We start from the raw sequence: 26,299 nt of genomic DNA, 5'->3' as shown, positions 1-26,299 counted from the left end.
CCAGACATGCCGGCCCAACTCACTCGCGTCATTCACGGTCGTCAAAACTTCAACTACATTTATGTCGTCCACAATAAAGCCTCATTCCATTGATGCCGGGCACATAAAAATTCGATAGGCGTGCGTATCCCGCAGATATAATTCCGCCGCAGCACAAATAATAATTAACTGTTTATTTAGGGCTTCTATTCAAAGCACGCACAACATTGCGTCTGCGCAACTTATTAACTGACCGGTTCATTCAATTGTCGTTATTCATTAACAACAGGTAGACGTTCACGCTTGCGCCGAAAGCCAAGTCAGTTTCATGTGAAGAAAAGCCGATTCAAGTCTGTCCGTGACTCTGGTGTAGCTCCATTAGAGTGGGATTGTCCTTTAGTACGAATGTTATAGTACAGACGATTTTGTTTTGCAATAGGTGCCAAGATGGTTATCTCGTTTTGGTCTAAAAATTTATTGAACTTTTATGGTGCGCACTTGTATTAAAACCGTCATATATGCACAGCATTGGTGCAAATTGCGGTTTTATCGGGTTTTCCCGCTCAGCGCTAACGGGCATCTGGAGGTCGAACCCAGACATTTCGACGGTGCTCACCCACGTTACGGTGGCGACTCAAACTGCCTTTGACCTGGAGCCGTCATGCCCGCACCTATCACCGTTCTGCGTGACACCCACCCGCTGCCAGTACTCGACGCCTGCAAATGGGAGAAGCTCGAGGGCGATCCGCACACCGTCAACCTCAACGCCTACACCAGCGAAGACGGCAGCAAGATCATGGGCACCTGGATCTGCACGCCGGGCAAGTGGCGAGTGGACTACGTGAAGTGGGAGTACTGCCATTTCCAGGAAGGCTACTGCGTCATCACCCCGGACGGCATGGAGCCGATCCACCTGCGTGCCGGCGATATCTTTGTCGTCGAGCCGGGCATGAAAGGCACTTGGGAAGTGGTCGAGACCGTGCGCAAATATTTCGTGTTCGCCTGATACAAAAAAGCCGGGAAACCACCCGACGTGATTTCCCGGCAATACAGACCTGTGCCGAGCACAGGCCTGACGACATTTACTGCGGCTTGCGATAGCTGTTGATGATCGCCGAGAAGTCCTTGCCACCCTCCCCGCGCTGACTCATCGCCTGATATAACTGCTGCGCCACGGCGCCCAGCACCACCGGCTGATGGGCCTGACGCGCCGCTTCGGTGGCCAGCCCCAGATCCTTGAGCATCAGCTCGGCGCCGAAGCCACCGGTGTAACCACGCGAGGCCGGAGCCGTTTCGACGATGCCCGGCCACGGGTTGTACATTTCCGAGCTCCAGCAACGACCGGTCGAGCTGTTGATGATCCCGGCGAGCACACCGGTATCGATCCCCAGCGCATCGCCCAAGGCCATCGCTTCGCTGACGCCGACCATCGAAATGGCGAGCAACAGGTTGTTGCAGATCTTGGCGATCTGCCCGGTGCCGACTTCACCGCAATGCACAATGTTGCGGCCCATCTGCGCCAGCACCGGTTGCAGGGTGGCGAACAGTTCCGGGGTGGCGCCGACCATGAAGGTCAACGTACCCGCCGTGGCGCCGCCGGTGCCGCCGGACACCGGTGCATCGGCCATGGCCACGCCTTGTTTGGCGGCCGCTGCCGCCACGTCGCGCGCAGTCTGCGGATCGATGGTGCTGCAATCCACCGCCGGCACACCCTTGCCGATCCCGGCCAGTACGCCGTCTTCACCGAGCCAGACGCTGCGTACATGCACGGCCGCCGGCAACATGGTGATCACCAGTTCTGCATCTTCAGCAGCTTCGCGAGCCGAAGCGCGAATGGTGCCGCCCAGTTGCTCCAGTTCCGCCAGCACGGTTTTGTTCAGGTCCACCAGGTTCAGCGAATGCCCGGCCTTGATCAGGTTGCGCGCCATCGGCGCGCCCATGTTGCCCAGACCGATAAATGCGATTTTCATGGCCATTCCTCAGCGCAGGTTGATGGTGGTGTTCACGCCGTCGTTGACGCTGTCGTCATCGAACCAGCGCGCCGTGACCGTTTTGGTCTGGGTGTAGAACTGCACCACTTGCTTGCCGTACGGGCCGAGGTCGCCGAGTTTCGAACCGCGCGAACCGGTGAAGCTGAAGAACGGCACCGGCACCGGAATCGGGATGTTGATGCCGACCTGGCCGACGTCGATTTCAGTCTGGAATTTACGTGCCGCCGCGCCGCTCTGGGTGAACAGGCCGGTGCCGTTGCCGAACGGGTTGGCGTTGACCAGCGCAATGGCCTGATCGAGGGTGTCGACTTCCAGCACCACCAGCACCGGGCCGAAGATTTCCTGGGTGTAGATCTGCATGTCGGTGGTCACGCCCGAGAACAGGGTCGGGCCGACGAAGTTGCCTTTCTCGTAGCCCGGCACGCTGATGTCGCGACCGTCCAGCTCGAGTTTCGCGCCTTCCTTGATGCCGCTTTCGATCAGATCGAGAATCCGCGCCTTGGCCTTTTTCGAAATGACCGGGCCAACATCGGTGCCCGGCTCGTTGCCGGCGTTGACCTTGAGTTTCTGCGCCAGCGCTTTCAGATCCGGCAGCCACTGTTTGGCCGCGCCCACCAGCACCACCACCGAAGTAGCCATGCAGCGCTGACCGGCCGCACCGAAACCGGCGCCGACCAAGGCATTGAGCGCTTGCTCGCGATTGGCATCCGGCAGCACCACGGCGTGGTTCTTCGCGCCCATCATCGATTGCACTCGCTTGCCATGTTTACCGGCCAGGTCATAAACGTGAGTGCCGACGGCGGTCGAACCGACGAACGAAACGGCCTTGATGTCCTTGTGGGTGCACAGGCCGTCAACCACGTCCTTGCCACCGTGGACCACGTTCAATACGCCGGCCGGAATACCGGCTTCGATGGCCAGTTCCACCAGCAGCATGGTCGACAGCGGATCCTGTTCGGACGGCTTGAGCACGAAGGTGTTGCCGCAGGCGATGGCCATTGGGAACATCCACAGCGGAATCATTGCCGGGAAGTTGAACGGCGTGATGCCGGCGCAGACGCCGATCGGCTGGCGCAGGGTGTAGGTGTCGACACCGCCGGCAACGTTTTCGGCGAACTCGCCCATTTGCAGGCTGCCGATGGAGCACGCGTGCTCGACCACTTCCAGGCCACGGAAAATATCGCCTTCGGCATCGGCAATGGTCTTGCCCTGCTCGGCGCTCAGTACAACGGCGATGCGTTTGGAGTGTTCGCGGATCAGTGCCTGCAGCTTGAGCATGATGCGCATGCGTGCGCCGATCGGGGTCAGCTTCCAGGTCTGGAAGGCGCGCTGGGCAGCACTGACGGCAGCATCAACTTCAGCGGCAGTGGCGAACGGGACTTTGGCCAGCACCTGCTGGGTCGCCGGGTTGACGATGTCGTGCCACTCGGTGGTCTGCGACTCGACCCACTCGCCGTCGATCAGCAGCTTGACCTTCTGGACCGTGGTTTCGTTGGGCGTAAGCGATGCGTTCATGCTGGTCTCCAGAAATTGTTTTTATCTTGGGAGCCAAGGCGAAAGGTTCGCCTTGAGATGAGGCGTGTGTCGCGAATTGGTTGTCGGACTGTTTTTGGAGTATAGATGTGCAAACTTCTAATAAGAACGCACATATAAGCCCGTCCATCATGCAAAAAAACATCACCTCTTTAGGCTCGCTGAACTGGGACGACCTCAAGTTTTTCCTCGAAGTCGCCCGTACCCGCAAGGCCAGCACCGCGGCCAAACGTCTGGCGGTGGACTACACCACGGTGTCGCGCAGAATCAGTTCGCTGGAAGCGGCATTGGGCACATTGCTGTTCGAGAAATCCCGCACCAGCGGTTTCGTGCTGACCGCCGAAGGCCAGCGTCTGCTGAGCTACGCCGAGTCGATCGAAAGTACGCTGCACATGGCCTGCGAGCAGGTGTCCGGCTCCGGCGTCGCACTGTCCGGACATGTGCGGATGGGCTGCACCGAGGGTTTCGGCAGCTTCTTCATCACCCCGCAACTGAGCCACTTCGTCGACGCCTACCCGGCGATTTCGGTGGACATCCTGCCGTTGCCGCACTTCATCAGCCTGTCCAAACGCGAGGCCGACATCGTCATCGCCCTCGAACGCCCGGAACACGGGCCGTACGTGTGCTGCAAACTCTGCGACTACCGTTTGCAGCTCTACGCGACCCAGGAATACCTCGACAAACACCCACCGATCCGCCGCCCCGCCGACCTGGGCAAGCATCAATTCATCAGTTATGTGGATGACCTGGCGTTCAGCTCGGAGCTGCTGTATCTGGCAAACGTGGTGCCCGGCGCCAGCGCGAACTTGCGCAGTACCAGCGTGATTGCGCAATTCGTGGCGGCGCAGCAGGGACGTTCGCTGGCGATTCTGCCGTGCTTCCTCGCGGCCCAGGATCCGCGCCTGTTGCCGGTGTTGCCGGAGGAAATCGATATCACCCGGCAGTTCTGGATGTACTGCCGGGAGGACCTGCGCAAGCTCAAGCGGATCACCCTGTTGTGGGACTACATCCGCGAAGTGACCGAGCGCAATCAGGCGCTGTTGATGGGACAGACCCGGGAGATGCAGTTCGCCGACTAGTCGGCGCTGACCACGATCGACACCCGGCGGTTTTCGGTGCGGCCGGCGGCGGTGTCGTTGGAGGCTACCGGCTCGCGGCTACCGAGGCCTTGCAGCTGGATGTTCTCTTCCTTCATGCCGACCGTGGTCAGCACTTTGCCGACACTTTTTGCCCGGCGCAGAGACAGCTGCTGGTTGTAGGCTTCCTTGCCCGAGGCATCGGTGTGGCCATCCACGCGAACCCGCTCGATGCCTACACCCAACAAGGCCTTGCCGATACGCTCGACGATTTCGGTACTTTGCTTGTTCAGGCTTTCGATGTCGCTGCCAAACAGCACTTTGCCCGACAGGCCGAACTCCCAGCCGTCGTCGGTCAGTTCAAAACCTTGCTGCTTGAGCACGGCAATCTGCGCCGGCGTCAGGCCTTTTTGCGGAGCGGTCTGGCAACCGGTAAGGGCCAGCATGGCGGTCAGTAACAGGGTGGAAATCAGTCGAAAGGAAATTGAGAACACGGGCATCAGCTCCTGGTTTGAACGGGATCGACCGGGTGCTCCGACCCGGCGGTGAATTGGGCGCCGCGGGACAGGCGCTTGGCTTGATACATCGCGGCGTCGGCCGCATCGAGCAAGGTGCCGGGCGTGGCGCCATGGTCGGGGTAAACCGCAATGCCGATACTGAGCGAGGTCACCACACTGGTGTCGCCCGGCAATGCAATCGGAGTGTCCATGCTGGCGAGAATCTTGTCGGCAATGCGCTCGGCGTCTTCGGTCTTGTGCAACGGCGTCAACAGCACGGCAAATTCATCGCCGCCCAGACGCGCCACCAGATCCTCTTCGCGCAACTGCGCGCGCACCCGGTTCGCGACCGCCACCAGCACCGCATCGCCGGCCGCATGGCCAAAATTGTCATTGATCTCCTTGAAACGATCACTGTCCAGAAACAGCACTGCTGCGCGCTCGTTGAGTTTGTTAGCGCTGCGCAATGCACGAATCAGGCGCCCTTCGAAAAACGCCCGGTTGGGCAGTCCCGTGAGGCTGTCGTGAGTGGCCTGGTGGGCAAGGGTTTCGTTCTCGTTTTGCAGGTGGGTCTGCCACGACTCCAGCTCATCGAGCAGAGCATTGAAGTCGTTGCCGAGGTTGTGGAGCTCGGCGATTTTCGCCGGTGGCACCCGCCGGTCCAGTGCCCGTTCGCTGCGAGCGGCGTGGGCCACCCCCGCCAGGCTGTGCAGCGGGCCGATGATCCCCCGCAACTGACGGCGCGCCAGAAAGAGCGCCACCCAGGCGCTGATCGCGGTACAGAGAATGATGCCCGCCAGACCGCTCAACAGAAACTGCATCAGGCTGCCGCCGTGACCGATCAACAGGATCCGGCCGATCTCGCGATCCTGGTGCAGGATCGGCAGGCTGATCGGTTTTTCCAGCACTATCCGCGTGATCTGCATTTCCAGCCCGGAAAACAAACCGTTTTCCGGTCGCTGCCATCGCGCCAGCAACTGACCCTGGCTGTCCAGCACCTGCGCGTCTGCCACCTCTTCAGTCGAGGCGATCAACGCCAGCGCCTCCGTCGCGGCAGGCTTGTCGTTGAACACCACCGCTGCTTCCACGGTGTAACTGATCGAACGAGCGATCAAGTGCAGGTTGTGATCGGCATAGACCCGCAGCGCCAGCACGCCCAGCAGGGTCAGGGACACACTGGCCATTGCCACGGCAACCAGCGCCACGATCAAGTGCCCGCGGCCGATGACCGAACCCAGGGTCGGACGCCCTGTGGATTTGTCGCGTCTCATGGAGCCGCCGGCTTGCGGCGCGACAACTGCAGCACACTCGGATGAATGCGCACGCCGCTGCGGGCGACGGAGTCGAGATTGACCTCGAACGACACTTGCTCATCACCAACCCGCAGGCAGAACAGGCTGCCGACCGTGCATTGATCGCCGCCCTCGCTGATGCTCAATACCGGGTGACCGATCAGCGAAGCGAACAGTCGGCTGCGTTCATCGGCGGTGAGCTTGCCGATATACACCGCATCGCACTCGCTGACGATGGACGGGTTATCGGCCAAGAGGCGACGCACCGTGACAGGCCGGCCCGTAGCCTGGGTCGTGCCTTTCACCAGATCGTCGGTGTATTCGGTGGGACCGACGATGCACAGGCGCAATTGCGCAGGCTCGACCGGCCAACGGGCGTAACTGAGGATGCCAAGGACTACCTGAGTGACGGATTTGGCCCGTTGTTCAGCCATACCGACCGGTGTTTGCGGCTGGGCAGCAACCCCACCTGTGAGCAAACAGAGCAGAACGGCAAGCAACGCTCGCTTGCTGCCAACTACGCGCTCTGTCGCCCAGACAGCCAGCTTCATGCAGGGATTCTCTTGGATCGTAACGAAATGATGCCGCAACGATAGCACAGCGTTGGAACGCCAGCGATACAGCCCCCTCTGACCGGTCGGTCAGATAACGCCGGCAATCACTGGCAACTTCACCCTCGAAGCGCCGCGCCTTCCTCCAGTTCCAGCATCAAACCGCTCAAGCGCTTGACCTTGCGCTGCACCGCTTCCTCGAATACCCCGGCTCGCGGTTCGATCAAGGTGAACCAGTGTTTGGCTCGGGTAATGCCGGTGTAGATCAGCTCTTTGGTCAATACCGGATTCAGGGCGTCGGGAAGGATCAACGCGGTATGGGCAAACTCCGAGCCTTGCGACTTGTGCACCGTCATGGCGTACACGGTTTCAACATCATTGAGCCGGCTCGGCAACACAAACCGCACCCCTCCGCGCCCATCGTTACGCGGGAACGCCACCCGCAGCACCGGTTCACCGGCGTTCGGTCCATCTCGTTCGGGCAGCTTGAGAGCGATACCGATATCACCGTTCATCAACCCCAGGCCATAGTCATTGCGGGTCATCAGGACCGGACGGCCTTCATACCACTGCTGGTCGCTGTCGATCAGCCGCGCCTTGAGCAGTGCTTCGGTGATACGCAGGTTCAGCCCCTCGACACCCCACGGCCCTTTGCGCACGGCGCACAGTAACTGGAACGTATCGAACGCCTGCAAGACTGCTCGCGCCCAATCGAGCCAACCGGGATGCTCAAGTGGGGCACCGGCAGGCGGGCGCTGATTGCGCAAGACGCTCAGGTAATGCCGATAACCATGGGGCCCCTCGCCATGCCCGTCCAGAACAAGGCGTTCCAGTGCATGGTCATGCTCTCCCTTGAGTGCCAGCGAATACACGTCGTCATGGCTTCGCGCTGCCAGCAAGTGACGAGCTTCATCCGGCAGTTGCTGATTCACCCGGCGCGCAAGCTGGCCGATGCCACTGCCCTCGCCGAAACGCCGCGAGTGACGCAACATCACCACTTGCTGCGCCAGCGGGTGCGTACCGTCCGTGTCTTCGTGCAAACCGGCGTCCTGCAAGGACTCCCCGCTCACGGATTCCAGCCACTGACGTGTCTGCGGACTGTACCAACCCGCCTCGGCATCACGACACAGATCCCCCAGCACCGCACCGGCCTCGACAGAGGCCAGTTGATCCTTGTCGCCCAGCAACACCAGACGAGCATGTGAAGGCAACGCATCAAGCAGGTTGGCCATCATTTCCAGATCGATCATGGATGCTTCATCGACCACCAGCACATCCAGTGGCAGGCGGTTACCCGCGTGATGGCGGAAGTGTCGAGTGCCGGGACGACTGCCGAGCAGTCGGTGAACGGTAGTCACCTCGGAAGGAATCTTCTCCCGAACGGCTTCGGCAACCTCCAGCGATTGCACTTGCTGGCTAATGGACTCGGTCAGCCGCGCTGCCGCTTTACCCGTAGGCGCGGCCAGGCGAATACGCAGAGGCTGGCCGGCTTCGACGGCGGGAGCCTGAAGCAAGGCCAGCAAACGCACGACCGTGGTGGTCTTGCCGGTGCCCGGCCCGCCCGTGACGATGCTGAAGGCACCTCGGGTCGCCAGTGCGCAGGCGAGTTTCTGCCAGTCGATCGCACCGGATGTCTTTGCCGACCCGAATAACTCGTCCAGTCGCTGCGACAGATCACCCGGCGTCGGTTCATGCTCTGCCAAACGTTGGCGCAGTGCCGTGTCGATACGTCGTTCATAGGTCCAGTACCGGCGCAGGTACAGGCGTTTACCGGACAGCACCAGAGGGCATTGCCGTGCAGACTCACTCTCGTCGGCAGCCAGCGCCACCAGAGGGCTGCCGGCCAGCACTTTGCACCAGTGCGCGCCTTCAAGTGATTCAAGCAATTGCGATGGCAACAACACGCCGGATTGCGCATCCCCCTCAGGTGGCAGGGACAGGGCAAAGTCAGGAGCCTTGAGGGTTTCGAACAAATCCAGGCACACATGACCATGACCGAGCTGGTGACTGGTCAAAGCCGCGGCAAGCAGAACCAGCGGGTCGACGTTTGGCACCAACTCATGAAGAAACGTCACGAATGCCTTGTCCAGTGCCCGCAGCCACCCTCGCTCTACCCAGTGGGTCAGTAACTGCAGCAAGTCCTCGGCCTGCATCAGGGGCGTCAGTCGAGCAAGACTGTCTGCATCCAGCGCAATCGGCGACAAGTGCGCGAAGGTGCGGCTCATAGCAATTCTCCCTGTTCCCATACCGGCTCGGATTTCGGTTCCGGTTTGCCCTGGAACATCCGGTCCAGACGCTCGATCAGCTCCCGTGGCGGCCGCGCGAAATACACACCACCGCTGTCTGCCCGTGTACCCCGCAGGAACAGATACAGCGCACCGCCCACGTGCCGGTCGTAATCGTAATCGGCGAGGCGGGCCTTGAGCTGACGATGCAGTGCCAGCAGGTACAGCACGTATTGCAGGTCGTAGCGGTTTTCCAGAATCGACTGTTCCATGGCCTGTTCGGTGTAGGCGGCATCATCGACACCCAGCCAGTTGGATTTGTAATCCGCTACGTAGTAACGACCATCATGCTCAAAGGTCAGGTCGATGAATCCTTTGAACATGCCGTTGAGTTGCACGGCCTCGGCGGCCACCCTGGCTACGCCGTTGTGGGTGAACTTGCGTACCTGCTCGTCGAGTCTGACGACATCGACCTTGTGGCTGGCGAACCAGAACTCCATCTCGACCCGATACTGTTTCAGTTGCTCCAGCACGACTGCAGGTCGACCGGCACCTGCCGGCATCGGCGATTTGAGCAGATGCTGCAACCAGTCGCTGAGTGTCGTGATCCAGCCTTCCCAGCCACGACGATTGCAGCGCCGGGCGATCGCGTCTTCCAGCGCTTCGCGCGAAACCGCGAAACCTTCATCACCTGCCCATTCGAGCAATCCATGGAGAAACGTCCCCGGATTCGGCCCACGGGGGAAACGATGAATCTCGGCGCCTCCCGGAATGATCTCGCGGGGAGCATCGGGCTCTAGGCGCTCGTCGTCGAACAGCTTCTGCGCTTGGGGACTGTCCGGTGCTTCATCACTGCCTACGCTCAACACATCACTGATTCGCAAGGCACTGTAAGAGGCGATCCACCAGTTTTCGCTGGCCTTGCGCTTGGGGATCAACGTGGCACTCGGGGTCGCTTCGTTGCGTGGTGGCTGGTAGCGCTCGCTGGTTGCCAGTGGCATTTCCACGATGCTCAGCGCTGGGCAATGCTGTTGCAGATCGTCCAGCCAACGAGCCAAACCGCTGGACTCGCTCAGCGACGGGCCACCACCCAGCAGATAGCCAAGTGCCGAGAGATGCAGGACCGAGCTGCTGTTATTGCCGCGTTTAAGATCCGTCACACCAAGCCAGCACGCATGTTGTGCCCGGGTCAGGGCGACGTAGAGCAAACGCAGATCCTCCGCCAGTCGCTCATTGTCGGCCAGGGCAATCAGCTCGGCATCCGCTTTGAGACTGACCTGAGCCTTGCCGGATGCATCGTGGTAATGCAACGGAAGCCGGCTGCCGTCCACGGGTTTGGCCGAGCAGATGAAGGGCAGAAACACCAACGGATACTCAAGCCCCTTGGACTTGTGGATCGTCACGACCTTGACCAGTTGCTCGTCGCTTTCAAGGCGCAGGATCTGCTCCTCACCCGCCTGACCGGACAACGAAAGGTGCTCGGCCAAATGCCGGATCAGCGCCTGCTCGCCATCCAGCTCAGAGGCCGCCTGCTGCAACAACTCCGACAGGTGCAACAGGTTAGTCAGCACCCGCTCGCCATCACTGCGACCGATCAGGGTTTGCGGTAGATGAAAGTCATGAAGAAAGCGCCGCAACATCGGCAGCACGCCCTGTTTGCGCCAGATCTCGCGATAGGCCCGGAACTGCATGACTCGTTCTTCCCAGACCAGCTCATCCTGATTCAGGCGCTCAAGTTCAGCCAGCGGCAGATTCAAGGTAATGCAGGCCAGGGCTGCCTTTAGCGAGCGCTCGACATCCGGCTCGGCACAGGCCTTGAGCCAGGCCAGCAGGTCATGGGCCTCCTGGGCCGCGAAGACTGAATCCTTGTCCGACAGATAGACGCTGCGCACCCCACGGGCGGCAAGCTCACCGCGTATTGCTTGAGCCTCCTTGCCATCGCGCACCAGAATTGCGATGTCCGCCGGTTGCAGCCCACGAAAATCCTTGCCGTCCTGCGCGAAACCCGCGCTGCCGGCTTGTCCGCCATTGAGCAGGGCAGTGATTTCACTGGCGCAAGCCGCCGCCAATTGTTGGCGATACACCGCACCGGAGACCGGCTGCTCGGTAGATAAACGCCAGATGTTCAGCGCCGGAACGTCTTGCCCGGAGATCTGTAAATGCTCCTTGCGTCCCTGAGCATCCACAGGTTGAAACGGCACCGGGTTGTCACCGTCTTTCTCTCGAAACAGAAACGCACCGCGTCCCTGTTCACGGGACTCGGCGCGCTCGAACACCTCGTTTACTGCGCGGACCATCCCGTGGCTGGAGCGGAAATTCGTACCCAGCGTATGCAGTCGCCCTGCGGTGGCTATTCGCGCGCGCAGGTAGGTGTAGATGTCCGCGCCACGGAAGGCATAGATCGCTTGCTTGGGATCTCCGATCAGAAACAGTCCGGTTTCGGGATTGTTTTCCTCGATGCGATAGATGTTCTCGAAGATCCGGTACTGCACCGGATCCGTGTCCTGGAATTCGTCGATCAAAGCGACCGGAAACTGCTCGCGAATAAGCGTGGCGAGGCGTTCGCCGCCTTCGGATTGCAAGGCTGCGTCAAGGCGCAGCAGCATGTCATCGAAGCCCATTTCGGCACGCCGGCGCTTTTCTTCTTCAAAGCGCTCGCCCACCCATTTGGCGGCGTGCTGCAACACGGCCGCGTCAGGCGTCGGCAACCCGTCGATACTCGACTTGAGCCTCGACATCGCGTCCAGTCCCGGATGACTCGGGGGCTCACCTTTCCAGGCCTCGGCCATGCCGTCCGGCGTCAGCCGGGTAAATCCGGTACCGATATCCAGTTGTTCCAGTGACTCGTCTTCCGCCCAGGCCTTGAGCTTCTCGAACCAGGGCTCGAAGTAGCGGGCCTGCATCTTGCGCCCGTCGACTGTCTTGCTGGCAACTCCCTGATGACAAATGGCGAGCAACTCATCCGCCCACTGCTGCCAGGGCTTCTTCAATTCAACCAATGCTGCGCGGCGTTCCTGCAGGCACTCATCGATCATCTCGGCCGGAGATCTGCCTTCCTTGCCGTCACGTTCAGTGCCGAAGAGAGCACGTACACGAGACAACAGGGCGGCCGGACCTCCCCAGTTAGTACGAACCCAATTCAGGGCATCACCCTGCATCGGATAGCAGAACAGGCGCCAGTAATCGCGGAGCACTTCGTCGAGCAGATCGCTGTGATCGGTTTCCAGAGACTGGGTAAACAGACTGCCGCTGTCGAATGCGTGTTCGCGCAGCATTCGCTGACACCAGCTATGGATCGTCGAGACGGCAGCCTCGTCCATCCATTGCGCGGCGATGTCCAGGCGGTTGGCACAACCGGGCCATTGTTGAGGCTCGAACTGCGCGCGAAGCTCATCGATCAACGTATCAGGAGGCGGCGTCTCGTCACGAAAGAAGCGTGCGGCCTCGGCCAGACGTGTGCGAATGCGCTCGCGCAACTCCTTGGTTGCTGCGTCGGTGAAGGTCACCACCAGAATCTGCGGTGGCAGCAGCTCGCGACCGAAGCCACTCGCTTCGCCTCCATGACCAAGGATCAAGCGCAGATACAACGCGGAGATGGTGAACGTCTTGCCAGTACCCGCGCTGGCCTCGATCAGTTGACTGCCCTTCAATGGAAACGCCAGGGCAAGTGGCTGCTGTGTACTCATGAACGTCCCCCCTCGCTGGCCAATGATTGCCAGGGGGCTTCGAGCACCGGGCGGTATAGAGCGTTACACCAATCGGGGAATGTCTCCTCGACCAGCAAAGCATCGTAATCCGGGAACTGCCGCGCCAATGCGGGGCTTTCGCGTCTCTCGCCTTCGCTGGTCTGGCCATCACCTTCATAGGCTTTGCGTGCAGCGGCTTCAGCCTTCAGCGGGTCGCTCTGGCCCAGCCATGCAAAAGCGGTTTTAACCGCAACCGGAAGTGGCTGGCGCATTCCTGCCTGCCAGGCGAGCAGCAGATCTTCGAGTATCCGCCATGACCGATCCTGTTCCATCGGTTCAAGCAAGAGAGTGTCGTCGCTGGCGACCAGTGCTGTGGTCAAGGAAAGCCCACTCGCACAAGCGACCAGATGATCGACCCACGGTTTGATCAGACGGTGCCATTTACGGTTTTTGACCGAGCCGATGCTGTTGGGAATCGTCGTCACCGACAGCACACCGCCATCGGCGCGCTGATGCAAACCTCCAAGCCATCCTTCCAGACGTAATCCCTGCCATTCAAGATTGATCGGGATCGCACTGGTCAGCGGAGTAGGCCAAAGCGTCAGCAGTTGTTGATAGCGTTGCAGCAAATCAGGAAGCGGTTCGATCAACTCTCGCTGCAGGCACTCACCAAATCCCGCCATGGGCAGCAGCCCGCTGTTTTGCAGGCGCCGAGCCTGAGCCTCAAGCGCCTGATCAACACTCTCCGGATATCTCAAGGCCGCGTCGAGCAAGCTGCTGCTGAGGGTGTATCGCTGCAAGGCATCCAGCACAAAGGGCTCTTCATCGACTTGAGGTACCTGTGCCGCTTCGAAGTAAACCTTCAAGCGTTGAGTGAAAAAGTGTCGAACCGGGTTGCGCAGGAAATCCTGCAACAGTGCAAGGCCGAGCGGCTCCTCCTGGATATGGGGTTCAAGCATTCCTTTCATTTCGGCAGGCTCATGACGTTGATGCAGCACCTGCCATTCATTGGCATAGCTGAACAGCTCATCACCGTCATGGAAGTAACGTGAACTGAAAGGCTGCAGCGGGTGTTCCTGGGTCATGGCATGCAACAGATCCGCGTTTTCAGCAGTCGTTCGCCAACCATTGGCGAGATGATCGCGCAACTGACCGATCAGCACCGAGGGTGGCCGTTCACTGTTGTCACGAATGCTGCGCCCAACCCAACTGATGTAGAGCTGATGGCGAGCAGACAGCAGTGCTTCGAGCAATAGATAGCGATCATCCTCACGACGGGAGCGATCTCCCGGCCGGTAATCGCTGCCCATCAAGTCGAAGTCCAGCGGTGGTTGTGCCCGAGGATAATCGCCGTCGTTCATGCCCAGCAGACAAACCAGCTTGAACGGGATTGCCCGCATCGGCATCAAGGTACAGAAATTCACCGCGCCGGCCAGGAAGCGTTGGGACAAACGCCCCTGATCCAGCCCGGCCAGCCACGCCTCGCGAACAACGGTCAGCGGTAATTCGTCTTCCAGTCCGACAGATTCACAGGTCTCCAGCCATGTCTCGCGCAGCTCCTCAAGTTGAGTCAGCAAGTAGTCGTCATGCTCATTGCTCGCTTTGAAAAACAACTGCATCAGTACCTGTAACCGACTCCCCCACTCTTGAGGTTTCGCAGGCTTGAGCAATTGCTGGTGCGAGTACTCCAAGGCATCCAGCAAGGCGGACAGAGGACCGATCAGCGCGGCATCGAGGCCGCCAATTTCGTCGTATGGCTCAATACCTGCACAGGCACTGGAATCGCCAACCGCATATCCGAGGAGCATCCGCCTCAGGCCGAAACGCCAGCTGTTCTGCTCCAGTTCATTTGGCAATCCCAGTCCGGCGCGCTGGTCAGCGTCCATCCCCCAACGCACACCGGCGCCTTCGATCCAGCGATGCAGAGTCGGCAAATCCCGTTCCTCCACACCGAACCGTGCGCGTAACGCCGGCACATCGAGCAAGTCGAGAATTTCACTGACGGGGAAACGACTGTCGGGCAGTTTAAGCAGATGTTCGACAGCGATCAGTAATGGATCGCGACCGCGTTGCCCCTGGTCGGCCAGCGTGAAAGGAATAAACCGTGGATCATGACGATCCAGTTGCCCGAACACCGCACGGACATGCGGCGCATAACTGTCGATGTCGGGCACCATCACAATCACATCGCGGGGGCGAAGATCGGGATTGGCGCTGAATCGAGCCAGGAGCTGATCGTGGAGAATCTCGACTTCACGTTGTGCACTATGGGCAATGTGGAATCGAATCGATAGATCCTGCTTCAGATCTATCTCAGGCCAGAGCTCACGCGTCTCGCTGAGCGGGCGCAACTCCAGAATGTCGTCCTGCAGTTGATTGAGCATGTTTTGCGGAATTGTTTCACTGAACAGATCGATACGACCATTGCGAAATGCCGCGCGATAGCTGCCGGGGTCGTCATAGCTGTCGAGCAGATTGATGTAGTCACGACCTTGCTTGCCCCAGGCAGCAAGCAGCGGATGGGCGTGTTGATGCAGTGACTCCGGATCCAGCACTACGGGCATGCCGCTCTTGCGAGCCTGACGCTTGTATTGATGACGCAACAGATCCTTGTCGGCAACGATATCGGCCCAATGATAACGGCAAGGATTGTGTACGCAGAGCAGGACCTGGCTGAAACGGGCCAGCCCTGCCAATGCTTCGAGTACTTGCGCAGGCAGTGAGGAAATTCCGAAAACGATTACCCGTGACGGCAAGCCTGTCGGTGCTTTTTCAAGGTTGTTGATGCATTCAATGAATCGCTGGTGCACGCCTGCACGGCTTTGAGCCATACCTTGTTTACCGACATCCTCAAGCAATGCGCGCCACAACTCCGCCTGCCAGCAACTGGTGATGGGCAGTGGTTTTATTTCGCCTCTGACATTTCGTAGCTGATGACGCCCCTCGGCCCAATCCTCCAGCCAGTCGGCACGGTACACCTGATACTGATCGAATAGATCAGCCAGACGCTCAGACAACTGGTAGCGCTTGCGCAAATCACTGTCGTGGGTCAGGAAACGTTGCAGGGGTTCGAAATGCGGCAGATTGATGACCTGCGGTAACAGGCGCATCAGTCTCCATGTCAGGGGGGCTTTGTCGAGCAAGGATTTGGCCGGGATCTCATCTCGTCCAAGAACCATGCGGTAAAGCTGCCACATGAAACTGCCCGGCAATTGCACATCAATTGCGGCAGCAATACCGCAGCCGCCAAGGTCATCCTCCTCAGGATCCTCGGCTAAAGCCAGCTTGAGCCATTGGGCGATGCCGTTGCTCTGTACGAGCGCAATTTCGTTTTCCAGAGGAGCCAGCGGATAACGCCGCATGATGCTGATCACAAGGCTGCGTAGTTCGTCCAGGCTATTGCTCTGAACGACCATGAATGCAGCGTTGAGGGACTGTGTGTCCGGCATGAGGCTTCCTTGGAAAAATACAAAAGCTAGGGCTGAACCTTAGCATTGTCGGTTGGTAAGGGCAGCCGCAAGGCGTCTGAGAATGCTGTACGAACTTTCCTGCGGGCAAAACAAAACCCCAACTGCTTTCGCAATTGGGGTTTCGGAATTTAATCTTGACGATGACCTACTCTCACATGGGGAAACCCCACACTACCATCGGCGATGCATCGTTTCACTTCTGAGTTCGGGATGGGATCAGGTGGTTCCAACGCTCTATGGTCGTCAAGAAATTCGGGTACTGACTCGTGACCGGATGGCCTCGCTTCAGCAAATTGGGTATGGGATAGGTTTCGGTGTTTTGCAAGATCGAACTTTCGGTTCTTTCGTCTTCACACACCGCAATCTGGCTCTGCTCTTTATTCAGGAGCAGTCAAATTGCTTGGGTGTTATATGGTCAAGCCTCACGGGCAATTAGTATTGGTTAGCTCAACGCCTCACAGCGCTTACACACCCAACCTATCAACGTCGTAGTCTTCGACGGCCCTTCAGGGAACTCAAGGTTCCAGTGAGATCTCATCTTGAGGCAAGTTTCCCGCTTAGATGCTTTCAGCGGTTATCTTTTCCGAACATAGCTACCCGGCAATGCCACTGGCGTGACAACCGGAACACCAGAGGTTCGTCCACTCCGGTCCTCTCGTACTAGGAGCAGCCCCTCTCAAATCTCAAACGTCCACGGCAGATAGGGACCGAACTGTCTCACGACGTTCTAAACCCAGCTCGCGTACCACTTTAAATGGCGAACAGCCATACCCTTGGGACCGGCTTCAGCCCCAGGATGTGATGAGCCGACATCGAGGTGCCAAACACCGCCGTCGATATGAACTCTTGGGCGGTATCAGCCTGTTATCCCCGGAGTACCTTTTATCCGTTGAGCGATGGCCCTTCCATACAGAACCACCGGATCACTAAGACCTACTTTCGTACCTGCTCGACGTGTCTGTCTCGCAGTCAAGCGCGCTTTTGCCTTTATACTCTACGACCGATTTCCGACCGGTCTGAGCGCACCTTCGTACTCCTCCGTTACTCTTTAGGAGGAGACCGCCCCAGTCAAACTACCCACCATACACTGTCCTCGATCCGGATAACGGACCTGAGTTAGAACCTCAAAGTTGCCAGGGTGGTATTTCAAGGATGGCTCCACGCGAACTGGCGTCCACGCTTCAAAGCCTCCCACCTATCCTACACAAGCAAATTCAAAGTCCAGTGCAAAGCTATAGTAAAGGTTCACGGGGTCTTTCCGTCTAGCCGCGGATACACTGCATCTTCACAGCGATTTCAATTTCACTGAGTCTCGGGTGGAGACAGCGCCGCCATCGTTACGCCATTCGTGCAGGTCGGAACTTACCCGACAAGGAATTTCGCTACCTTAGGACCGTTATAGTTACGGCCGCCGTTTACCGGGGCTTCGATCAAGAGCTTCGCGTTAGCTAACCCCATCAATTAACCTTCCGGCACCGGGCAGGCGTCACACCCTATACGTCCACTTTCGTGTTTGCAGAGTGCTGTGTTTTTAATAAACAGTCGCAGCGGCCTGGTATCTTCGACCGGCATGGGCTTACGGAGCAAGTCCTTCACCCTCACCGGCGCACCTTCTCCCGAAGTTACGGTGCCATTTTGCCTAGTTCCTTCACCCGAGTTCTCTCAAGCGCCTTGGTATTCTCTACCCAACCACCTGTGTCGGTTTGGGGTACGGTTCCTGGTTATCTGAAGCTTAGAAGCTTTTCTTGGAAGCATGGCATCAACCACTTCGTCGCCTAAAGGCAACTCGTCATCAGCTCTCGGCCTTAGAATCCCGGATTTACCTAAGATTCCAGCCTACCACCTTAAACTTGGACAACCAACGCCAAGCTGGCCTAGCCTTCTCCGTCCCTCCATCGCAATAACCAGAAGTACAGGAATATTAACCTGTTTTCCATCGACTACGCTTTTCAGCCTCGCCTTAGGGACCGACTAACCCTGCGTCGATTAACGTTGCGCAGGAAACCTTGGTCTTTCGGCGTGGGTGTTTTTCACACCCATTGTCGTTACTCATGTCAGCATTCGCACTTCTGATACCTCCAGCAAGCTTCTCAACTCACCTTCACAGGCTTACAGAACGCTCCTCTACCGCATCACTTGCGTGATACCCGTAGCTTCGGTGTATGGTTTGAGCCCCGTTACATCTTCCGCGCAGGCCGACTCGACTAGTGAGCTATTACGCTTTCTTTAAAGGGTGGCTGCTTCTAAGCCAACCTCCTAGCTGTCTAAGCCTTCCCACATCGTTTCCCACTTAACCATAACTTTGGGACCTTAGCTGACGGTCTGGGTTGTTTCCCTTTTCACGACGGACGTTAGCACCCGCCGTGTGTCTCCCATGCTCGGCACTTGTAGGTATTCGGAGTTTGCATCGGTTTGGTAAGTCGGGATGACCCCCTAGCCGAAACAGTGCTCTACCCCCTACAGTGATACATGAGGCGCTACCTAAATAGCTTTCGAGGAGAACCAGCTATCTCCGAGCTTGATTAGCCTTTCACTCCGATCCACAGGTCATCCGCTAACTTTTCAACGGTAGTCGGTTCGGTCCTCCAGTCAGTGTTACCTAACCTTCAACCTGCCCATGGATAGATCGCCCGGTTTCGGGTCTATTCCCAGCGACTAGACGCCCTATTAAGACTCGCTTTCGCTACGCCTCCCCTATTCGGTTAAGCTCGCCACTGAAAATAAGTCGCTGACCCATTATACAAAAGGTACGCAGTCACAGAACAAAGTCTGCTCCCACTGCTTGTACGCATACGGTTTCAGGATCTATTTCACTCCCCTCTCCGGGGTTCTTTTCGCCTTTCCCTCACGGTACTAGTTCACTATCGGTCAGTCAGTAGTATTTAGCCTTGGAGGATGGTCCCCCCATATTCAGACAAAGTTTCTCGTGCTCCGTCCTACTCGATTTCATGACTAAGAGATTTTCGCGTACAGGGCTATCACCCACTATGGCCGCACTTTCCAGAGCGTTCCGCTAATCTCAAAGCCACTTAAGGGCTAGTCCCCGTTCGCTCGCCACTACTAAGGGAATCTCGGTTGATTTCTTTTCCTCAGGGTACTTAGATGTTTCAGTTCCCCTGGTTCGCCTCTTGCACCTATGTATTCAGTGCAAGATAACCATCTTGTGATGGCTGGGTTCCCCCATTCAGACATCTCCGGATCAAAGTCTGTTTGCCGACTCCCCGAAGCTTTTCGCAGGCTACCACGTCTTTCATCGCCTCTGACTGCCAAGGCATCCACCGTATGCGCTTCTTCACTTGACCATATAACCCCAAGCAATCTGGTTATACTGTGAAGACGACATTCGCCGAAAATTCGAATTTCTCAACTAAGAGAACTCACAAATTTTACCTTAGCCTGATCACCACCAGTGAAAGTGGCTCTCAGTCTATCTTTCTATCACATACCCAAATTTTTAAAGAACGAACTAGTCAAAGACTAGAAATCAACATTCACCATCAGCACGATGGAATGCTCATTTCTAAGCTCTTACTTCAGAAGCAGTAGTGGTGGAGCCAAGCGGGATCGAACCGCTGACCTCCTGCGTGCAAGGCAGGCGCTCTCCCAGCTGAGCTATGGCCCCGTATTTCTACAGGCGTTTCCCACACAAAATTGGTGGGTCTGGGCAGATTCGAACTGCCGACCTCACCCTTATCAGGGGTGCGCTCTAACCAACTGAGCTACAGACCCAATTTCGGGCTGCTTCTTTCGTCTTCTTCAATGAATCAAGCAATTCGTGTGGGAACTTATGGAGCAGCTGATGTCGTCGATTAAGGAGGTGATCCAGCCGCAGGTTCCCCTACGGCTACCTTGTTACGACTTCACCCCAGTCATGAATCACACCGTGGTAACCGTCCTCCCGAAGGTTAGACTAGCTACTTCTGGTGCAACCCACTCCCATGGTGTGACGGGCGGTGTGTACAAGGCCCGGGAACGTATTCACCGCGACATTCTGATTCGCGATTACTAGCGATTCCGACTTCACGCAGTCGAGTTGCAGACTGCGATCCGGACTACGATCGGTTTTATGGGATTAGCTCCACCTCGCGGCTTGGCAACCCTTTGTACCGACCATTGTAGCACGTGTGTAGCCCAGGCCGTAAGGGCCATGATGACTTGACGTCATCCCCACCTTCCTCCGGTTTGTCACCGGCAGTCTCCTTAGAGTGCCCACCATAACGTGCTGGTAACTAAGGACAAGGGTTGCGCTCGTTACGGGACTTAACCCAACATCTCACGACACGAGCTGACGACAGCCATGCAGCACCTGTCTCAATGTTCCCGAAGGCACCAATCCATCTCTGGAAAGTTCATTGGATGTCAAGGCCTGGTAAGGTTCTTCGCGTTGCTTCGAATTAAACCACATGCTCCACCGCTTGTGCGGGCCCCCGTCAATTCATTTGAGTTTTAACCTTGCGGCCGTACTCCCCAGGCGGTCAACTTAATGCGTTAGCTGCGCCACTAAGAGCTCAAGGCTCCCAACGGCTAGTTGACATCGTTTACGGCGTGGACTACCAGGGTATCTAATCCTGTTTGCTCCCCACGCTTTCGCACCTCAGTGTCAGTATCAGTCCAGGTGGTCGCCTTCGCCACTGGTGTTCCTTCCTATATCTACGCATTTCACCGCTACACAGGAAATTCCACCACCCTCTACCATACTCTAGCTCGCCAGTTTTGGATGCAGTTCCCAGGTTGAGCCCGGGGATTTCACATCCAACTTAACGAACCACCTACGCGCGCTTTACGCCCAGTAATTCCGATTAACGCTTGCACCCTCTGTATTACCGCGGCTGCTGGCACAGAGTTAGCCGGTGCTTATTCTGTCGGTAACGTCAAAATTGCAGAGTATTAATCTACAACCCTTCCTCCCAACTTAAAGTGCTTTACAATCCGAAGACCTTCTTCACACACGCGGCATGGCTGGATCAGGCTTTCGCCCATTGTCCAATATTCCCCACTGCTGCCTCCCGTAGGAGTCTGGACCGTGTCTCAGTTCCAGTGTGACTGATCATCCTCTCAGACCAGTTACGGATCGTCGCCTTGGTGAGCCATTACCTCACCAACTAGCTAATCCGACCTAGGCTCATCTGATAGCGCAAGGCCCGAAGGTCCCCTGCTTTCTCCCGTAGGACGTATGCGGTATTAGCGTTCCTTTCGAAACGTTGTCCCCCACTACCAGGCAGATTCCTAGGCATTACTCACCCGTCCGCCGCTGAATCCAGGAGCAAGCTCCCTTCATCCGCCCGACTTGCATGTGTTAGGCCTGCCGCCAGCGTTCAATCTGAGCCATGATCAAACTCTTCAGTTCAAACATCTTTGGGTTTTTAAGAAACCCTAAACTTGGCTCAGCAATCGTTGGTTACATCTTTGATTTCTCGCGGAGTAACTTGTGATGCTGATAATCTTGTTGACTATCAGTCTGACTCCACAAGCACCCACACGAATTGCTTGATTCAGTTGTTAAAGAGCGGTTGGTTAAGATCTTTCGTCTCAACCGAGGCGCGCATTCTACAGCAGCCTCATTTGCTGTCAAGTGATTATTTTCAGAAGTTTTCGAAGATTTCTTCAACAACTTCAACCACTTGCGCTTCCGATCTCTCGTTAGCGGGAGGCGAATTCTACAGCGTTACACGCTGCTGTCAACACCTCTTTTTCTCCGCTTTCGATCGAGAAGACCGAACCGTTGAAAGCGCCAGAAAAACCGGCATTTCCAACTCCTTCCAGGCTTCAATGATCTGAAGCTACCCGCTATCGAAACCTACTTAACTCATTGAATCTCAAGGAGTTTTCCGTTTCGACTGCGCCGGAAGTGGGGCGAATTATAGAGATTCAGAATCTGCCGTCAACCCCTATTTTCATAAATCTGTCACATCGGTCAAAAAAGCCCGAAAACAAGAAGGCCGACCTTAAAAGGTCGGCCTTCTGTGCACAGCCCTTCTACTTACAAGCTAGGGAATGCGAATTGCGAGGCTTCATGGCTCGCGCGCTGTGGCCAGCGCTGGGTGATCGCCTTGCGACGGGTGTAGAAGCGCACGCCATCCGGACCATAGGCATGCAGGTCGCCGAACAGCGAACGCTTCCAGCCGCCGAAGCTGTGGTAAGCCACCGGCACCGGCAGCGGCACGTTGACACCGACCATGCCGACTTCAATCTCGTCGCAGAACAGACGTGCGGCTTCACCGTCACGGGTGAAGATGCAGGTGCCGTTGCCGTATTCGTGATCGTTGATCAGTTGCATCGCCACTTCCAGACTGTTCACCCGAACGATGCACAGTACCGGCCCGAAGATCTCTTCTTTATAGATGCGCATCTCGGGGGTGACGTTGTCGAACAGGCAGCCACCCAGGAAGAAGCCTTCTTCATGACCGGCAACGCTCAGACCACGACCATCGACCACCAGGGTCGCGCCCGCCGCCACGCCGTCTTCGACATAACCGCTGACCTTGTCGCGCGCTTGACCGGTAACCAGCGGCCCCATGTCCAGACCGCAAGAAGTGCCGGCACCGATTTTCAGCGCCTTGATCTGTGGAACCAGTTTCGCCACCAGTGCATCGGCTACCTGGTCGCCCACACACACCGCTACCGAAATCGCCATGCAGCGCTCGCCGCAGGAACCATATGCCGCGCCCATCAGTGCGCTGACCGCGTTGTCCAGATCCGCATCCGGCATCAGCACCGCGTGGTTCTTCGCGCCGCCCAGTGCCTGAACGCGTTTGCCGCGCTTGGTGCCTTCGGCATAGATGTACTCGGCAATCGGCGTCGAACCCACAAAGCTCAGCGCTTTGACTTCCGGCGCTTCGATCAGCGCGTCCACTGCAGTCTTGTCACCGTGCACCACGCTCAGCACGCCTTTCGGCAGGCCGGCTTCCAGCAGCAGTTGAGCGATCAGCAGGGTCGAGCTCGGATCACGCTCGGACGGCTTGAGGATGAAGCAGTTACCGCAGACGATCGCCAGCGGATACATCCACAGCGGCACCATGGCCGGGAAGTTGAACGGGGTGATACCGGCCACCACGCCCAGCGGCTGGAAGTCCGACCAGGCATCGATGTTCGGGCCGACGTTGCGGCTGTATTCACCCTTGAGGATTTCCGGCGCTGCGCAGGCGAACTCGACGTTCTCGATGCCACGCTTCAGTTCACCGGCAGCGTCTTCCAGCGTCTTGCCGTGCTCTTCGCTGATCAATTGCGAGATGCGCGCTTCGTTCTGCTCCAGCAGTTGCTTGAAGCGGAACATGACCTGGGCGCGTTTGGCCGGTGGCGTATTGCGCCAGGCCGGGAACGCAGCCTTGGCGGCATCGATGGCTTTCTGGATGGTTTCCTGGCTGGCCAGCGGCAGCTTGTGGATAGCCTGACCGGTGGACGGGTTGAACACATCGACCGCGCGACCGTTCTCGGTCACCAGTTCGCCATTGATCAAATGCGGAATAACGCTCATCGAAAACTCCTGAATTCTTGTGCGCAGACGCCCGCAAGGAGCGCCTGCTATTTGCGTAGCTATATAGAAGGAAAAATCAGTCGAGCTTGTTCAGCACTTCGCCGACCGCGTCGAACAGACGATCGAGGTCTTGCGGCTTGCTGTTGAAGGTTGGGCCGAACTGCAGGGTGTCGCCGCCGAAGCGCACGTAGAACCCGGCTTTCCACAACGCCATACCGGCTTCGAACGGACGCACGATGGCGTCGCCATCACGGCCCGCGATCTGGATCGCACCGGCCAGGCCGTAGTTACGAATGTCGATCACGTTCTTCGCACCTTTCAGGCCGTGCAGGGCATTTTCGAAATGCGGTGCAACTTCGGCCACGCTCTGTACCAGGTTTTCCTTTTGCAGCAGGTCGAGTGCTGCCAGGCCAGCGGCACAAGCCACCGGGTGCGCCGAGTAGGTGTAGCCGTGCGGGAATTCCACGGCGTATTCCGGGGTCGGCTGGTTCATGAAGGTCTGGTAGATCTCGGAGCTGGCAATCACTGCGCCCATCGGGATCGCGCCGTTGGTGACTTGCTTGGCGATGCACATCAGGTCCGGGGTCACGCCGAAAGTGGTGGCGCCGAACATGGTGCCGGTACGGCCGAAACCGGTGATCACTTCGTCGAACACCAGCAGAATGTTGTGCTGATCGCAGATCTCGCGCAGACGCTTCAGATAACCCTGTGGTGGAACCAGTACGCCAGCGGAACCGGCCAGAGGCTCAACGAACACCGCAGCGATGTTCGAAGCATCGTGCAACTCGATCAGCTTCAGCAGTTCATCGGCCAGGGCGATACCGCCCTGCTCCGGCATGCCACGGGAGAACGCATTGCTCGCCAGCAGAGTGTGCGGCAGGTGGTCGACATCCATCATCGCCTGGCCGAACAGCTTGCGGTTGCCGTTGACGCCACCAAGGCTGGTGCCGGCGATGTTCACGCCGTGGTAGCCACGGGCACGACCGATCATTTTGGTTTTGGTCGACTGGCCTTTCAGGCGCCAGTAGGCACGGACCATTTTCACTGCGGTATCGGCGCACTCGGAGCCGGAGTCAGTGAAGAACACGTGGTTCAGGTTGCCCGGGGTCAGGTCGGTGATCTTTTCGGCCAGCTGGAACGACAGCGGGTGGCCGTACTGGAAGCCCGGCGAGTAATCGAGGGTGCCCAACTGCTTGGCCACCGCTTCCTGGATTTCCTTGCGGGTATGCCCGGCGCCGCAGGTCCACAGACCGGACAGCGAGTCGTACACCTTGCGGCCCTTGTCGTCGATCAGCCAGCTGCCTTCGGCACCGACGATCAGACGCGGATCGCGCTGGAAGTTGCGGTTGGCGGTGTACGGCATCCAGTGCGCGTCCAGCTTCAGTTGGCTGGCCAGTGGCGACGGCGCGTTTTCAGGCATGTTCATCGGGCAAAACCTCGCAGGGCAATAAGCTTCAGGGAGATAAAAGTCGTTGTTGCAGCTAAGTTGCCACGCCGATAAAGTCGGTGAAATCCAACTTTTCTAACCTTCAGTTAGAACCTTGCTAAACAATGAGAACAACAAGATGAGCAGCCGCCGCCCCGATCCACTGGCCCAGGTCAGTGACTTTGATATCCGCCTGTTGCGGATTTTCCGCAGCGTCGTGGAGTGCGGTGGTTTCTCGGCGGCGGAAACCGTGCTTGGTATCGGACGTTCGGCAATCAGCCAGCAGATGAGCGATCTCGAACAACGCCTCGGCCTGCGCCTGTGCCAGCGCGGGCGCGCCGGTTTCTCCCTGACCGAAGAAGGTCGCGAGGTCTATCAATCGGCGTTGCAGCTGCTGAGTGCGCTGGAAAGTTTCCGCACCGAAGTCAACGGCCTGCACCAGCACTTGCGCGGCGAATTGATCATCGGCCTGACCGACAACCTCGTCACCCTGCCCCACATGCGCATCACCCACGCATTGGCGCAATTGAAGGAGCGCGGGCCGGACGTGCAGATCCAGATCCGCATGATCGCCCCCAACGAAGTCGAACAAGGTGTGCTCGACGGTCGCCTGCACGTCGGCGTGGTGCCGCAGGCCAGTGCGCTGTCCGGACTGGAATATCAGCCGCTGTACAGCGAACGCTCGCTGCTCTATTGCGCGGTCGGCCATCCGCTGTTTTACGTCGATGACAAGCAACTGGACGACGAACGCCTGAACAGTCAGGACGCCATCGCACCAACCTTTCGTTTGCCGGCGGAGATTCAGGCGCATTATCAGGCCCTCAATTGCACGGCCAGCGCTTCTGACCGTGAGGGTATGGCATTCCTGATTCTGACCGGGCGCTACATCGGTTATCTGCCGGATCACTACGCCAGTCTCTGGGTGCAACAGGGACGGCTGCGTGCTCTCAAGGCCAGCACGCGGTTCTATGACTTGAGCCTGGCTTCGGTGACCCGCAAGGGCCGGCGTCCGCATCTGGTGCTGGAAAGTTTTCTCGAAAGCCTCGCCGCCACCCGCTGATGACCGGCGTTTTATTGCCCGGGGCTTGTCGCAGGCCGA

General features: G+C 58.0%; 13 protein-coding genes, 2 tRNA genes and 3 rRNA genes. 3 read left to right on the top strand and 15 right to left on the bottom strand.

Translation table 11 applies throughout. The annotated features are described in order from the left end of the window. Positions 1 to 640 precede the first annotated feature (640 nt). Positions 641 to 985, top strand: coding sequence for a cupin domain-containing protein (locus DLD99_RS03855; protein WP_007953863.1), 345 nt, complete (start codon positions 641 to 643; stop codon positions 983 to 985). Positions 986 to 1,061: 76 nt separating this feature from the next. On the opposite strand, the gene mmsB is transcribed toward DLD99_RS03855, so the two are convergent. Both mmsB and DLD99_RS03845 read right to left on the bottom strand, forming a co-directional pair. Beyond that, positions 1,062 to 1,949 (bottom strand): 3-hydroxyisobutyrate dehydrogenase, encoded by an 888-nt coding sequence (gene mmsB / locus DLD99_RS03850; RefSeq protein WP_085713193.1) that lies wholly within the window; start codon positions 1,947 to 1,949, stop codon positions 1,062 to 1,064. Between the two features lie 9 nt (positions 1,950 to 1,958). Beyond that, positions 1,959 to 3,485, bottom strand: coding sequence for a CoA-acylating methylmalonate-semialdehyde dehydrogenase (locus DLD99_RS03845; protein ID WP_085607979.1), 1,527 nt, complete (start codon positions 3,483 to 3,485; stop codon positions 1,959 to 1,961). A 149-nt stretch (positions 3,486 to 3,634) separates the two neighbouring features. Between DLD99_RS03845 and DLD99_RS03840 the strand changes: the two genes are divergently transcribed. Beyond that, entirely contained in the window at positions 3,635 to 4,582 is a 948-nt protein-coding gene (locus DLD99_RS03840) for a LysR family transcriptional regulator (RefSeq protein ID WP_114881330.1), read from the top strand. Here the strand turns inward: DLD99_RS03840 and yfiB are convergent. The 13 genes from yfiB to aptA all read right to left on the bottom strand — a co-directional run bounded on the left by yfiB (position 4,579) and on the right by aptA (position 25,200). Next, positions 4,579 to 5,079 (bottom strand): outer membrane lipoprotein YfiB, encoded by a 501-nt coding sequence (gene yfiB / locus DLD99_RS03835; RefSeq protein WP_192552822.1) that lies wholly within the window; start codon positions 5,077 to 5,079, stop codon positions 4,579 to 4,581. The genes DLD99_RS03840 and yfiB overlap by 4 nt on opposite strands. After that, positions 5,079 to 6,347, bottom strand: a complete 1,269-nt coding sequence (gene dgcN, locus DLD99_RS03830) for a diguanylate cyclase DgcN/YfiN (protein WP_114881329.1) — start codon at positions 6,345 to 6,347, stop codon at positions 5,079 to 5,081. Before dgcN ends, yfiB begins: the two co-directional genes overlap by 1 nt. Then, on the bottom strand, positions 6,344 to 6,919 hold the full coding sequence (gene yfiR, locus DLD99_RS03825; RefSeq protein ID WP_114881328.1) for a regulatory sequestration protein YfiR: 576 nt from the start codon (positions 6,917 to 6,919) through the stop codon (positions 6,344 to 6,346). Before yfiR ends, dgcN begins: the two co-directional genes overlap by 4 nt. Positions 6,920 to 7,038: 119 nt before the next feature. Continuing rightward, positions 7,039 to 9,144, bottom strand: coding sequence for an exodeoxyribonuclease V subunit alpha (gene recD / locus DLD99_RS03820; RefSeq protein WP_114881327.1), 2,106 nt, complete (start codon positions 9,142 to 9,144; stop codon positions 7,039 to 7,041). Beyond that, positions 9,141 to 12,830 carry an exodeoxyribonuclease V subunit beta gene (recB, locus tag DLD99_RS03815; protein ID WP_114881326.1) on the bottom strand — a complete coding sequence of 1,230 codons (3,690 nt, stop codon included), beginning with the start codon at positions 12,828 to 12,830 and terminating at the stop codon, positions 9,141 to 9,143. Before recB ends, recD begins: the two co-directional genes overlap by 4 nt. Beyond that, positions 12,827 to 16,279 (bottom strand): exodeoxyribonuclease V subunit gamma, encoded by a 3,453-nt coding sequence (gene recC / locus DLD99_RS03810; protein ID WP_114881325.1) that lies wholly within the window; start codon positions 16,277 to 16,279, stop codon positions 12,827 to 12,829. The genes recB and recC overlap by 4 nt, the downstream gene beginning before the upstream one ends. A gap of 153 nt (positions 16,280 to 16,432) precedes the next feature. After that, a 5S ribosomal RNA gene (gene rrf / locus DLD99_RS03805) occupies positions 16,433 to 16,548 on the bottom strand. A 163-nt stretch (positions 16,549 to 16,711) separates the two neighbouring features. Beyond that, positions 16,712 to 19,602, bottom strand: a 23S ribosomal RNA gene (locus tag DLD99_RS03800). A gap of 244 nt (positions 19,603 to 19,846) precedes the next feature. Next, a tRNA-Ala gene (locus DLD99_RS03795) sits at positions 19,847 to 19,922 on the bottom strand. Between the two features lie 30 nt (positions 19,923 to 19,952). Next, a tRNA-Ile gene (locus DLD99_RS03790) sits at positions 19,953 to 20,029 on the bottom strand. A gap of 81 nt (positions 20,030 to 20,110) precedes the next feature. After that, positions 20,111 to 21,647 (bottom strand): 16S ribosomal RNA (locus DLD99_RS03785). The 16S, 23S and 5S rRNA genes sit together here with 2 tRNA genes alongside, the layout of an rRNA operon. Positions 21,648 to 22,280: 633 nt before the next feature. Further along, positions 22,281 to 23,774 carry a CoA-acylating methylmalonate-semialdehyde dehydrogenase gene (locus tag DLD99_RS03775; protein ID WP_114881324.1) on the bottom strand — a complete coding sequence of 498 codons (1,494 nt, stop codon included), beginning with the start codon at positions 23,772 to 23,774 and terminating at the stop codon, positions 22,281 to 22,283. A gap of 76 nt (positions 23,775 to 23,850) precedes the next feature. Next, complete coding sequence (gene aptA / locus DLD99_RS03770) at positions 23,851 to 25,200, bottom strand: omega-aminotransferase AptA (RefSeq protein WP_114881323.1); 1,350 nt, start codon at positions 25,198 to 25,200, stop codon at positions 23,851 to 23,853. A 139-nt stretch (positions 25,201 to 25,339) separates the two neighbouring features. Between aptA and DLD99_RS03765 the strand changes: the two genes are divergently transcribed. Further along, positions 25,340 to 26,260, top strand: coding sequence for a LysR family transcriptional regulator (locus DLD99_RS03765; RefSeq protein WP_007958517.1), 921 nt, complete (start codon positions 25,340 to 25,342; stop codon positions 26,258 to 26,260). Positions 26,261 to 26,299: the final 39 nt, after the last annotated feature.

The sequence above is a fragment of the Pseudomonas kribbensis genome, from assembly GCF_003352185.1.
Classification (GTDB): Bacteria; Pseudomonadota; Gammaproteobacteria; order Pseudomonadales; family Pseudomonadaceae; genus Aquipseudomonas; species Aquipseudomonas kribbensis.
The sequence above is the reverse complement of the archived record's forward strand: the minus strand, read 5'-3'. Positions and strand labels throughout refer to the sequence as shown.

Excerpts from the sequence above, each read along its gene's own strand:
- recD (WP_114881327.1), bottom strand. The coding sequence starts at position 9,144 with ATGAGCCGCACCTTCGCGCACTTGTCGCCGATTGCGCTGGATGCAGAC.
- mmsB (WP_085713193.1), bottom strand. The coding sequence starts at position 1,949 with ATGAAAATCGCATTTATCGGTCTGGGCAACATGGGCGCGCCGATGGCG.
- DLD99_RS03855 (WP_007953863.1), top strand. The coding sequence starts at position 641 with ATGCCCGCACCTATCACCGTTCTGCGTGACACCCACCCGCTGCCAGTA.
- aptA (WP_114881323.1), bottom strand. The coding sequence starts at position 25,200 with ATGAACATGCCTGAAAACGCGCCGTCGCCACTGGCCAGCCAACTGAAG.
- DLD99_RS03840 (WP_114881330.1), top strand. The coding sequence starts at position 3,635 with ATGCAAAAAAACATCACCTCTTTAGGCTCGCTGAACTGGGACGACCTC.
- recC (WP_114881325.1), bottom strand. The coding sequence starts at position 16,279 with ATGCCGGACACACAGTCCCTCAACGCTGCATTCATGGTCGTTCAGAGC.
- DLD99_RS03845 (WP_085607979.1), bottom strand. The coding sequence starts at position 3,485 with ATGAACGCATCGCTTACGCCCAACGAAACCACGGTCCAGAAGGTCAAG.
- DLD99_RS03765 (WP_007958517.1), top strand. The coding sequence starts at position 25,340 with ATGAGCAGCCGCCGCCCCGATCCACTGGCCCAGGTCAGTGACTTTGAT.
- DLD99_RS03775 (WP_114881324.1), bottom strand. The coding sequence starts at position 23,774 with ATGAGCGTTATTCCGCATTTGATCAATGGCGAACTGGTGACCGAGAAC.
- yfiR (WP_114881328.1), bottom strand. The coding sequence starts at position 6,919 with ATGAAGCTGGCTGTCTGGGCGACAGAGCGCGTAGTTGGCAGCAAGCGA.
- yfiB (WP_192552822.1), bottom strand. The coding sequence starts at position 5,079 with ATGCCCGTGTTCTCAATTTCCTTTCGACTGATTTCCACCCTGTTACTG.
- dgcN (WP_114881329.1), bottom strand. The coding sequence starts at position 6,347 with ATGAGACGCGACAAATCCACAGGGCGTCCGACCCTGGGTTCGGTCATC.
- recB (WP_114881326.1), bottom strand. The coding sequence starts at position 12,830 with ATGAGTACACAGCAGCCACTTGCCCTGGCGTTTCCATTGAAGGGCAGT.